Source organism: Halalkalibacter oceani, from assembly GCF_023715705.1.
Classification (GTDB): Bacteria; Bacillota; Bacilli; order Bacillales; family Bacillaceae_D; genus Halalkalibacter; species Halalkalibacter oceani_A.
This window is the reverse complement of the sequence record NZ_JAMBOS010000043.1, coordinates 1-12,282: the sequence shown is the minus strand read 5'-3', so window position 1 is coordinate 12,282 and position 12,282 is coordinate 1. Positions and strand designations below refer to the sequence as shown.

Below are 12,282 nucleotides of genomic sequence, written 5' to 3'. Positions count from 1 at the left end.
ATTCCGAGAAAATGGTCTCGTTAGATTCTTTAAGACCATTGAAATTTTCTTAACGTTGTTAAAAATGGGGGAATCGTCTCGAAAATGTGCTTAGCGTTGTAAATCCGCATTTTCCTGACGCTACCCCATAACCAGGTATTCTCAAACTAGTAAACCACTAGAAGTATTTTATAAGCGCTAGAACTTTTTTTAAAACATTACGTCTTTATTTCATATCTACAAAATGACTGAGTTGAAAATAGGTGTTTGCACCTGTTTGGACCTGTTTAATTTAACTGCAAATAGGCTTTGCAAAAATCAATCGCCCTGTACTTGTTTGTAATGCCTTCGAAACAACAACAATTACATTCTGCCCTATATGTTCTTGGCCATCATCAACTACGATCATTGTCCCATCATTAAGATAGGCAATACCTTGATGATATTCTTTTCCGTGCTTTATAATTTGTACCTTAAGTTTTTCACCGGGTAGGACAATAGGTTTCATTGCATTTGCCAAATCATTAATGTTCAGAACCTTAATACCTTGGAGTTCGCATACTTTATTTAAATTAAAATCATTTGTAATGACGACACCTGGTAAAACTTTTGCTAACTTTACTAGCTTACTATCCACCTCTTGTATATCTGGAAATTTGCCTTCATAGATTTCAATTTCAACATTAGCATGTAAATTGTTTCGTATTTTATTAAGAATATCTAAACCGCGCTGACCACGAATTCGTTTTAATTTATCAGACGAGTCTGCAATATGTTGTAGTTCTCCTAACACAAAATCTGGAATAACTAATGTCCCTTCTATAAAACCCGCCTCACAAATATCTGCAATTCTACCGTCAATAATCACGCTCGTATCGAGAATTTTCATTTCTATTCTGTTTTTCTTATGTGCTCCTTCTTCCGCTTTCTTCTTGTCTTTACTGAAGTGTCTTGTTAAAGAAAATAAATTATTTAACTCATGACGTTTCTTAAATCCAATCTGATAACCTAAGTAGCCAATAAAAATCGTTACAAAAATTGGTGAAATTGTACTTACAACAGGAATTTGAATGGCACTAATAGGAATTCCAATTAAATACGCAACGATAAGTCCGAGAATCAATCCCATCGTACCAAATATCACATCCGTTACTGGTGCTTTAATTATGGATTCCTCCATTAGCTTCATTAAATTGACAATATAATGAGTCAGCCCAAATGTCGTATAATAGAAAATAATTACTCCAAAAGCTGTACCTACATAAGGATTTATCAACCATAAAGGTATTTCTCTTAAAACATTACTAATTTCTGGAATGAATAAATAACCTAACGTTCCTCCAATAAATATAAATAATAAATGCACAAGACGGTTTAACACTATTTACCTCCTGCTTTTTCTTTTTGAGGAGTTTTCAACTTTCAACTTTCAACTGTTAGCTGATTTCTGGACTCCACTATCTATTGAACTACTTATAATGACAATTAGGGCACACAATAATTTGTCGAGTTGATTTGCTAAATAGAGAAATAAAGGAGTTCTAACATTTCCGGCAAACTTTTATATATTAATTTACCATTTTTATTGGACTTCAGGAAATTTAGGAAAATCCTATCATTCCTATCACTAGTTCAGAGATTAAACAAATAAAAAGGTCGGTATTTTGCATTTCAGATTATTATTACTGCTTTGTACGAATTGGTCTTTATCTTAATTGTAGACAATAAATTTGAAGAAAACGTGAATTTAAATTTATTAGGGAATACTTATTTTCTTTTTAATATAGTGTTTCTGTTAAATTGCTGATTTCATTAACTCATCTTTTAAAATCCTTTTTATTATTTTCTTGTGGTTAAATCGTGTTCTTCATTTTTAGCAATAATACTCATTGTTTCTTATAAAAACCATTATGATAAATAACACGGTATGAATTATAAAAAAGACAACCCTAGTCCTTTTTGGAACCAGAGTCGACTTGAACGTATATATTCGTAATGAATTTTACTCTTTTTCCTGAAATAATGCAGTAGATAAATATCTTTCTCCCGTATCAGGTAAAATAACAACCATAGTTTTGCCCTTGTTTTCAGGGCGTTTACCTAGTATAGAAGCTGCATGAAGAGCTGCACCGGAGGAAATTCCAACTAAGATACCTTCTTCCCTCGCAAGCTTACGCGCAGCTTCAAAAGCCTCCTCATTACTAATCTGAATAACTTCATCATAGCTATCAACATTTAACACCTTTGGAACAAAACCAGCACCTATTCCTTGTATTTTATGAGGCCCCGGATTTCCTCCAGATAAGACAGGAGATGCAAGTGGTTCAACGGCTACAGAAAGGAAAGATGATTTTCGTTTTTTTAGTACTTCTGAGACACCAGTGATCGTCCCACCGGTACCAATCCCGCTAATTAGGATATCAACCTCTCCTTCAGTATCAGCCCAAATTTCTTCGGCCGTGGTTTTTCTATGGATTTCTGGATTAGCCGGATTATCAAACTGTTGTGGCATATACGCATTTGGTGTACTTTCAACTAGTTCGTTAGCTTTTTCAATTGCACCTTTCATTCCTTTTGCTCCCTCTGTTAAAACTAACTCTGCCCCTAGGGCTTTAAGAATATTACGACGTTCAATACTCATCGTTTCAGGCATAACGAGGGTACACTGATAACCTTTGGCTGCACATACATATGCTAGTGCAATTCCCGTATTCCCACTGGTTGGCTCAATTATGACTGTCTCTTTATTAATGAAACCTTGTTCTTCGGCAACACTTATCATCGCAAATCCGATCCGGTCCTTGACACTAGACAATGGATTAAAGTACTCCAGCTTTGCTAAAACTTCAGTACATGTGCTGTCACTAATTTCGTTGAGTCTAACTAAGGGTGTTCTACCGATTAACTCTGTGATGTTTTTAGCTATCTTCGGACGATTTAAATCCACTATGAAACTCCTCCTTAGAATTAATATTTTAATTGTTCATATTTATCATAGGATTAAAATGTGTTGAAACTATGAAAGATATAAAAAATAATAAACTCTTTATGAAGAAACAAAACTTAATCAAACACCTTCAATTGTATCTGTGTTATCCCTACTAATCCGGAAACTTTCTTCGGTTAGTTTATGTCTAAATAAGGTACTCTAAATAAGCTGACATTTACTGTTAATAGTTTTTACGTAATTTACTTTGCCTACTTTTCCCATATCGCGTCATTCCTTGTGGCTTATATACTGACAAGATAATAGTTAAAAACAACACCACTAATCCACCCCCAGCATGAAGAAGTTGGCCCCACAGACCATCAAAGTTAAAAGCACCAGTCTGATGGGTGATATTCGCTAGATAACTAACTGTCGGCATATTTAAAAGCAAAACAACAGTTGCAACTATGGTAAGAAGAAGTTTAAAGAGAATCCAATAATGCCTAAATAAGCCCCAGGCGGTCCCGAGTGACATGACAAGCCCAGTTAGAAAAGAAACGAGTGCTAATGGGACAATGACATACCATCCAATAATCTCCATAGCACTCCACGCAACTCGCCCCGTTTGAACATCTTGCGTTGTCAATGCAGCTATTACGAGAGCTATGTATCCAAATACCGCTCCCAACCAGCCAACTGTAGATGTAATATGTATCGTGAGTGTTAATTTGCGAAACCATGGTACCATAATCATTAATAACTACCTCCGGACGCTAAATGGCGACCTGGTCCATGATCGCCTGTGAAGATCATTATGATAACTAGTACAGCTATGAGGATCACAATGATTCCTATTACCTTAACCCAGGTTGGTGTTCTATGGTTAGAATCAGAGCCGGAATTTTCCATATCCTTATCAATTTTAGTGTCTGATGAAAACTTTTTCATTTAGGTAACCTCCAAATTATAATCTACAGTTAAGTATAACAATTTTTTATGAACATTCGATGAATAGATTTTCTCTTTTTAGCTATCAAAGAACAGATGGTTTATCGAATTCTTCTCTTTCATATGTTATATCCTTTTTCCAATTCCACTAACAAAACACTTAATAATTTTTCATCAAGGAGACACAAACGTGTCGTTCTACAAACTTTCTACAAAATTTATTTATAATATGTGGTTAGAATATAAAATCTAGAGGCGAAATCAAGGAAACTTAGATTTTTGTGATGACTACCTTAGGGAGAGGAATAGCTAAAAAGATATAAAGCAAACAAGAACAAATACTAGCTAATATCCGCATCTTGATATTTAAGATCCTTACAAAAATTGCATTTTCAAAATATGTGTATAGCTGATTTGTCAGACTTTTATAGCCTCAAAAAGTATAGGAGATGTATTATGATATATGGAATAGAAAGCAGAAGGTTAATTTTTATTCGACATCTAGGCGTAGCGGTATTTTCCGCTATATTGGTTTATTTGTTTTATCTATCTTATTCAGCATGGGGGGTTGTTCCTGCTTTATTCCCAGATTGGGGAGCTGATCATCCATTTTGGAGGGCATGGGCACATGCGGCATTTGTTCTTCTTTTCCTTACCCTGATCATTTCACCAGCTGCCACACTATGGCCCCCTATTAAACGATTGTATTCTTGGAGGCGTGAATTGGGTATATGGTTTGCTGTGTTATCTTTCGGACATGGTTACGCTATATGGGACCGTTGGGCGCGCTGGGATGTGGCAAGATTATTTGGATTTGAATATATGGAAGACGTAGGTGGATATATTCTCTTTAGACCAGAGGTTGGCATAATGAACATGATGGGACTTATAATAGCTCCTATGATCATCTTACTTGTCGTTACTTCTTTTGACGGGGCAGTAAAGTTACTCGGAGCATCTGCGTGGAAGTGGCTTCACACCACATTAGTACATGTTATTTTCTATATTGTTATGATTCGCGGTGTATTGTATCTTTTTTATTTCTTTCAATATTCACCTCCTAACTGGCGGGCGTATCCTCCAATTTGGTTCTTATATGTTTTTCTTGGGATGGCTATTTTTGTCGTTTTACTTCAGGCGTGCGCCTTTACTAAGACTGTACTCCATCGGAGAGGACGCAAACAAAAGAATGGTATTATCCAGATAGCTGCAGTAATTGGTATAGCCATAATGTTTGCAATGCCTTTAGTGCTAATGATGGGAACGGTTGCGTATTTTGACAATCGAACGATAAAAGAACCACCCGAGTTTACCCAGGCCGCAGAAGATTATGCACAAAATTTTGAAATGGTTATCCATGAAGAAAACCAGAATATTTACATTTGGGCAAAAAACCTTGACAGTGCACCATACTTTCGCCAAATGACCGAAATATCAGGGGAGAAGGTTCTGAACCAGATATACCGTTACGACGATCAGACTTTATATATGGAAGAACTAGATGCTGACATGGAGCTTGTTTGGTCTAAAATAGAGAATGTGAGACCAGAAGATATTGGAATTTTAGAAGTTGCCATAGAAACAGGGGGATGGGCAGAACAGTACGGAGCAGGAGAACACAAAATTCCATTTTCTAGTGGAGAATTACAAGTCTCCATTCATAATGTAGGAGAAATCATTCCCGATACGGTGTTTGAAATTCCCGATGATATTGAATTTAGTTCACCTTAATGAGGTATCTGTAAGTCAATTCTGAAATTATACATTGTAGTTTGGCTATATATGAAGAGCTTGTTTTTACAATCACATTGAATTTGTAGAGACAAGCTCATTTTTTTCATAAAACATGGAATATAGGAATCGATTATAAATCCTTATTCATTACCAACAAATTACTTTCCCACAAAAAAACATTATAATTATATTTCAACGTGTAACACGCTAACTAATTTAATAAAATTATTTTTAAACTTTTGCTAGTCTCTAATTTACATAAGATTGAAATCCGAACTTTAAGAGGAGAGGTTGACATAGGAACCTCTCCTCCATTTATTAATGTCCTCCGTGGTCATCTCCACCTAATGAGACAATTTCCAGTTTTTCATCTAATATACCTTGAGTTGTAAATGGAATATCAGTAAATGTACCAATTATAAAGCCATGGTTATATGGTCCTTCTGTTGGTTCTTCCTGAAATGCGGGTTTAACTTTGGCAAGATACTGATAAAGTTCATCTGTGGTTTCACCTTCATCTAACAACATCATTGGAGCATGCTTTCCTAAATGAGCAAAAGGAGCAGCCGCAATGGCAAGTTCAGGTGTATTAGTTGATGAAAACACAAAACCGTGCCCAGGACTAGTAATTCCCCAACCAAATCCTGTTTCAGCATCTTTATATGAGGCGAATTCAATGGATTGAGCTACTGGATTATCCCCTTCAATTCGATGGACTGTTCCATAAGTTTCTAACTCTTGAGCAATCTCTTCAGAAATAATATCTTCTGGTCCTGCAAGATAGATCGTTACCCCGTTCTCTCTTGCATTAAGAGCATCAATTGTTTCATGAGGAATCCCATCATTATCAACATAAAGTAAAGATTCGTTCATGTGAGCAATCCAATTCCCAACAGAAATCGTATATTCTTTTGCTTCTTCCTCAGAAGAACCAATTATTACATTTGGATGAACTTCGTTAATAGTTTCTGTGAATTTTTCTTCAATGTTTCTAGCGAAATCAGCTGCATTTTCACCTTGTACTTGTTCAACATTATATGAGTTTAATTTATTCAATTCCGCTTCTGGAAGATCCCCAACCACAAGTACTTGAATGTCTTCACTATTTCCTTTTGGTTGTAGTCGATTGAGTTCATTTAATACATCGTCAGAAATTTCTCCGTCCCAATACAGCATAGGACCATCATTAGGATGGTGAACCAACGTTAGGGCGGCTAAGGAATATTGCCATTGATTTAAAGGAGCCAATATAACTGTCCCAGGTTGATTTTCCTCATGGGTTGCTGGCCAAACAGTTTGAGAAACGTGAATGGATAATTGGATAGGATCATCCTCATTTATTCGAGTAATGTTTTTAGTATTTACGACCTTTAATTCATCAGTTGCTAAATTATTGAGGTTCTCCGGAGCTTTTGCCGCTTCCTGTTCTAAATTCGATCTATCTACGTTAACTGAGTCACCCTGGTGCCCTTCATGATCCATCTCTTCGTCCATATGATCCATTTCTTCGCTTTTTTCGATATCCTGATGCCCTGCATGATCTTCTTCGGCTTGGGTACAAGCGGCAAGGAGCATACTTAACAGTAAGAAGGAGACAACTAACATCAACTTAGTAGCTTTTGATTTTTTCAATTTATCCATTCCTTTCTAATGAATAACTCCATTTATCTCTCCTGCCTTTATCTTATCCAAATTAACTCTACTCAATCGTTGATTTGAATTTTTTAAGTCTTAAAGTGTTTAACACAACCGAAACAGAACTAAATGCCATTGCTGCTCCGGCTATCATAGGATTCAGCAGAATTCCAAATTGGGGATATAGTAAACCCGCTGCTACTGGAATCAAGACAATGTTATAACCAAATGCCCACCCAAGGTTCTGCCAGATCATCTTCATCGTTGATTTAGATAGTCTGAGGGCCGTTACAACGCTTTTAATATCACCACGCATCAAAGTGATATCTGCGGTTTCCATCGCAACATCCGTCCCCGTTCCAATGGCAATTCCTACATCGGCTTGAGCGAGTGCAGGAGCATCATTGATACCATCACCGACCATAGCCACCATTTTTCCTTCTCCTTGTAGTTTTTTTACTTCTTCTGCCTTATGTTCAGGTAACACCTCAGCAATATAGTTATCGATTCCGGCTTCCTTTGCAATCGCTTTGGCCGTTCGTTTATGATCGCCTGTTAACATAATCACTTCAATACCCATCGATTTTAAGGCTTTGATTGCTGGGATGGTTCCTTTTTTCAATGTATCAGCTACTGCTATGATCCCTGCAAATTCCCCGTCAATCCCAACATACATGGGTGTTTTCCCTTGATCAGCTAATGTAATTGCTTTTTCTTCGTATAACCCCAAATCAATATTGTATTTACTCATCAGTTTGATGTTGCCAATTAAGACTTCTTTGTTATTTAATGTGGCAAGTAATCCGTGACCAACAATCGCTTCGAAAGATTCAGGGTCATTTATAGGAAGGTCTTTTTCTTTGGCAGCTTCCACAATGGCTTCACCTAATGGATGCTCTGATGCAGTTTCAACTGATGCAGCTACTTGCAATAGTTCCTGTTCACTTACTATATCAGTTGTAATGATATCTGTTAGTTTTGGCTTGCCTTCCGTTATGGTACCGGTCTTATCTAAAACAACAGTCTTAATTTTATGGGCACGTTCTAAACTTGTAGCATTTTTAATTAGGATGCCATTTTCAGCTCCTTTTTCTGTACCAACCATGATTGCTGTTGGTGTTGCCAAACCTAACGCGCAAGGACAAGCAATAATAAGAATCGCAATAAAGGTAGTTAATGCGAAAATCAGACTTGGGTCCGGACCGACAAAATACCAAACAATAAATGAGACTACCGCTATTAGTAAGACTGCCGGTACAAAGTAAGCAGAAATTAAATCAACGACACGTTGAATGGGAGCTTTCGAACCTTGAGCTTCATTAACCATTCGAATAATTTGTGCGAGTGCCGTTTCTTTCCCTACTTTTGTTGCACGAAAACGGAAACTTCCAGATTTGTTAATAGTCGCACCGATAACCTCATCTCCAGATACTTTTTCTACTGGGATAGACTCACCGGTTAACATGGATTCATCTATCGTAGATCTACCTTTCGTGACGACTCCATCGACAGGAATACGTTCACCTGGCCTTACAATGATCTCATCATCAATCTTTACTTCATCAGCAGAAATTTCGAGTTCATTTCCATCTCTAATCACTCTGGCTGTTTTTGCTTGCAAACTCATTAATTTCTTAATTGCCGTAGAGGTTTGCCCTTTTGCTTTCGCTTCAAAGTAACGTCCTAAGAGGATAAGCGTCGTAATAACGGTTGTGACATCGTAATAAAGTTGGTACGGGAAGCCCATTGCCGTAAGCTGATCCGGAAATAACGTCATCGCACCACTATAAAGCCATGCAGCTGACGTGCCCATTGCTACTAATACATTCATATCTGCTGAACCATTTCTTAATACCTTATAGCTATGTTTGTAAAATCTCCAACCAGGTACGAGTTGGATGTAACTTGTTAACACAAGTAAGAATAAAGGATTAGACAAAAATGTCGGTACCCATGCTCCCCAGCCATGCATCATGTGAGGGATGCTACCAACTAACACAACGGTTGTTAAGACGGCTGCTACTGTAAAATCTTTTAAAAGCTTTCTCGTTTCTACCTCTTGCTCATCAGATTCTTCTCTCTGTTCATTTTCATTGATAATTGATGCTTCATATCCTATCTTTTCAATTCGTTTTATAACAGCTTCGGGATCTAATATTCCTTTTTCTCCTTCAACCTGAGCTTGATTAGCAGCCAGGTTCACATTAACAGATTGCACACCTTCTACTTTTGCAATAGCCTTTTCCACACGGGTAACACATGATGCACATGTCATTCCCTTTACAGAAAATAGAACCTTTCTTTGATCATCGTTATCAATGGGCTTAGCATCATATCCAGCCTTCTCAATAGCCTTTATAATTGCCTCAGACATTTCTATTGTTTCATCCGCTTCAACTTGAGCTTGATTGGCTGCCAGGTTTACATTAACAGATCGAACACCCTCTACTTTTGAGATCATCTTTTCAACGCGATTGACACAAGAGGCACATGTCATTCCTTTTACCGAAAATATCATCTTACTCACCTGATTCCCCTCCTTTACAATTCGAATAATACTGTTATTGTGATCATATTTCCCTTATAGATTACCAAAAGAATGTAAAGAAAATATGTGAGATACATCACAGATTCTTCTTTGTTCTATAAGTATCTTCATTTAGATAAAGCTAATGAAAATAGTGAAGAAGGTCGTACTAAAATCGTGCGACCTCACTTATATGATCCCATGCAACTACTTCATTCTACATCATATCCTTGTTCTTCAATCTCATGAATAATTTGATCTAATGAAATAACACCAGAATCATAATTAAGGTTTACTTTCCCTTCAGACAGCATAACTTTTACTGAGTTGACACCATTTAACTTTCCTATATTGTTTTCTATTGTACTTATGCAATGCCCACACGACATTCCGTTCACTTTTAATGTTTTTTGTTCCATTATTTTAACCTCCTAAAATAAATGATATGATATTTTCTTTTCAAACTAAGTTTACTATACCCCCCTACGGTAATCAAGTTAATTACTTCGTTGAAATTGAACACTTATTGAACAGAAGGAGGGATCAAAAAAGTATGCATACTAACTTTAAGAATTTCAGAATATAAAAGGATAAAAAAAGAAGGAATGAAAATAATCATCCCTCCTTTAATATCTTATCTTGGTATATAACGAAACGGATCAACAGCATTTGACTTTGCCGCATTCCATCCACCTTCATGCACTTCAAAATGAAGATGTGCACCAAATGATTGGCCTGTATTCCCCATAAGTCCTATACGTTGCCCTTTTGACACACGTTGTCCAGATGAAACTTCACGATTCTCCATATGAGCGTATAAGGTTGTAATTAATCGTCCATCTACCTGGTGAGCAATTAATACCACATTACCATAGCTTGATGAATAATAAGACTGGACAACTGTTCCATCTTGAACAGCAACAATAGGAACATCACCAGTCCGTCCATTTTTACCAATATCAATTCCATAATGCATTTGTCCACCAAAAACAGCTCGAGGACCAAATGTCGATGTGATCGAGCCTGTTGCCGGTCGCATAAAACCAGAGCTAGTTACTGACGGTGAACTATGGACTTGAGACGTACTTCCATTCGAATTATTGGAATTTGAGTTGTTCGCACTTCCTGAATTACTCCTAGATGTTGTTGCAGCAGCTTCGGCATTCTGACGCTTTTGTTCTTCTTCAGCTTCGCGGCGTAGACGTTCTTCGTGTGCAGCTAATTCATTCTTAAGTGCCTGTTCTTGAGCACGTAAAATTTCGTCTGCTCCTTCGAGTTCACCTAGATCTGTATGTAGCTCGTCCTCTTGTTGTTCGACTAATTTCATTATTTTTTCTTTCTCATCACGCTGCTTCTCAAGCTTTTCCATTAAATTTTCTAATTCTATCAAATGTCCTTCTAACGTCTGCAGCTCTTTTTCTACCTTCTCTTTAGCTTGCTCTAACTCAAGATGATCTTCAATATGGGCATCTAAAATATTACGGTCTTGCTGGGCTATGACTGCTAAGGCACTCAAACGGTCTAAGAAATCACCAAAAGATTTGGCCCCTAAGACTACTTCTAAATAATTAATTGAGCCACCTGACTGATACATAGAGCGAGCTCGATCTTTTAACAATTTGTCACGTTCTGTTATACGTTCTTCAATGATAATTATTTCTGCTTGTAACTTTTCTATATTTTCTCTAACTTGGTTAATCTCTGCACGCTTCTCGCGAATTTTTTGATTCGTTTCTGCGTACTCATGGTCTAATCGTTCAATTTCATTTATGATTTCTTTTTTCTCTCGCTCTAATTGTTCGAGTTCTATTTGCTTCTCCCCAGCTTCTTTTTTATTTCCTTCACGTTCTTTTTCAATGTCAGATAATTTGCTTTGTATATCACTGTTTGCTAATACTGTCTGGTTTAAAGGATCTACGGTAAGAGATCCTACTAGCAATAGAGTTATCGCTATAGCCCTGGCTTTCTTTTTCATACAATATTCTCTCCTTGATAGTCATTAAGATTTCGTTTAGTTAATTTCAAAAAGTTCAAATATTAATCCAAATTTGTTTTCAGGTCAAAGCTACTGTTAAGAATTTCATATGAAATTCTTAACAGTAGCTTCATAGATTAAGATTGGAGCATAGCTTAAAGTTCAAATAAGTAGTTTCTCTTATTTATATATCTTATCCATGGTGGATTTTGCTGAATTCTGATAGAATTTCTTTTTTCTTGTCGTATCTTGAATCATTTTACCATTTAGGAAGAGAAATTTTTGAGCAATTATATTACAGTTTCATTTCATATGCTTACTTAATGTTTAAATTAAGTTCATTTCTCTAATTAACTTTGGAAGATGAATTAAGCCTAGTTATTCTTGAATGAGGGAGAAATAAAAGAAAGTTGGGTTAATTTTAATGGTGTTTTTGACACCCTTAAATTACCGAAAGTTGACGGTATTGCCTGTCCAGAATTAGTCGATTATAATGTCCGTATATAATTCGAAACATTTCGACATTTTTAATTCTGAGGAAAGGAAAAAGACATC

The 12,282-nt window shown here is 36.5% G+C and carries 9 protein-coding genes; 1 reads left to right on the top strand and 8 read right to left on the bottom strand.

All coding sequences use genetic code 11. The features are described from left to right. Positions 1-271: 271 nt before the first annotated feature. The 4 genes from M3212_RS21170 to M3212_RS21155 form a co-directional block, all read right to left on the bottom strand. On the bottom strand, positions 272-1,360 hold the full coding sequence (locus tag M3212_RS21170) for a PIN/TRAM domain-containing protein (RefSeq protein WP_003321458.1): 1,089 nt from the start codon (positions 1,358-1,360) through the stop codon (positions 272-274). A 621-nt stretch (positions 1,361-1,981) separates the two neighbouring features. Continuing rightward, positions 1,982-2,926, bottom strand: a complete 945-nt coding sequence (cysK, locus tag M3212_RS21165) for a cysteine synthase A (RefSeq protein ID WP_251195903.1) — start codon at positions 2,924-2,926, stop codon at positions 1,982-1,984. Positions 2,927-3,149: 223 nt separating this feature from the next. Continuing rightward, on the bottom strand, positions 3,150-3,662 hold the full coding sequence (locus M3212_RS21160) for a hypothetical protein (protein WP_012960957.1): 513 nt from the start codon (positions 3,660-3,662) through the stop codon (positions 3,150-3,152). Next, positions 3,662-3,856, bottom strand: coding sequence for a hypothetical protein (locus tag M3212_RS21155; protein ID WP_012960958.1), 195 nt, complete (start codon positions 3,854-3,856; stop codon positions 3,662-3,664). The genes M3212_RS21160 and M3212_RS21155 overlap by 1 nt, the downstream gene beginning before the upstream one ends. Positions 3,857-4,312: 456 nt before the next feature. Between M3212_RS21155 and M3212_RS21150 the strand changes: the two genes are divergently transcribed. Next, positions 4,313-5,587, top strand: a complete 1,275-nt coding sequence (locus tag M3212_RS21150) for a hypothetical protein (protein ID WP_251195902.1) — start codon at positions 4,313-4,315, stop codon at positions 5,585-5,587. A gap of 321 nt (positions 5,588-5,908) precedes the next feature. Here M3212_RS21150 and M3212_RS21145 read toward each other — a convergent pair whose 3' ends face one another. From M3212_RS21145 to M3212_RS21130, 4 genes are all read right to left on the bottom strand, one after another. Then, entirely contained in the window at positions 5,909-7,231 is a 1,323-nt protein-coding gene (locus M3212_RS21145; RefSeq protein WP_251195901.1) for a cell wall-binding repeat-containing protein, read from the bottom strand. A 58-nt stretch (positions 7,232-7,289) separates the two neighbouring features. After that, entirely contained in the window at positions 7,290-9,743 is a 2,454-nt protein-coding gene (locus M3212_RS21140; RefSeq protein ID WP_251195904.1) for a heavy metal translocating P-type ATPase, read from the bottom strand. 221 nt (positions 9,744-9,964) lie between these two features. Further along, the gene (gene copZ, locus M3212_RS21135) at positions 9,965-10,171 is read right to left on the bottom strand and encodes a copper chaperone CopZ (RefSeq protein ID WP_003321466.1); all 207 of its coding nucleotides are present in this window, start codon (positions 10,169-10,171) and stop codon (positions 9,965-9,967) included. A 215-nt stretch (positions 10,172-10,386) separates the two neighbouring features. Next, positions 10,387-11,727, bottom strand: a complete 1,341-nt coding sequence (locus M3212_RS21130) for a murein hydrolase activator EnvC family protein (protein ID WP_251195900.1) — start codon at positions 11,725-11,727, stop codon at positions 10,387-10,389. Positions 11,728-12,282 lie beyond the last annotated feature (555 nt).

Bases quoted from the DNA above. Each gene is read 5' to 3' on its own strand.
- copZ (WP_003321466.1), bottom strand. From the start codon at position 10,171: ATGGAACAAAAAACATTAAAAGTGAACGGAATGTCGTGTGGGCATTGC.
- M3212_RS21145 (WP_251195901.1), bottom strand. From the start codon at position 7,231: ATGGATAAATTGAAAAAATCAAAAGCTACTAAGTTGATGTTAGTTGTC.
- M3212_RS21160 (WP_012960957.1), bottom strand. From the start codon at position 3,662: ATGATTATGGTACCATGGTTTCGCAAATTAACACTCACGATACATATT.
- M3212_RS21150 (WP_251195902.1), top strand. From the start codon at position 4,313: ATGATATATGGAATAGAAAGCAGAAGGTTAATTTTTATTCGACATCTA.
- M3212_RS21140 (WP_251195904.1), bottom strand. From the start codon at position 9,743: ATGATATTTTCGGTAAAAGGAATGACATGTGCCTCTTGTGTCAATCGC.
- M3212_RS21130 (WP_251195900.1), bottom strand. From the start codon at position 11,727: ATGAAAAAGAAAGCCAGGGCTATAGCGATAACTCTATTGCTAGTAGGA.
- M3212_RS21155 (WP_012960958.1), bottom strand. From the start codon at position 3,856: ATGAAAAAGTTTTCATCAGACACTAAAATTGATAAGGATATGGAAAAT.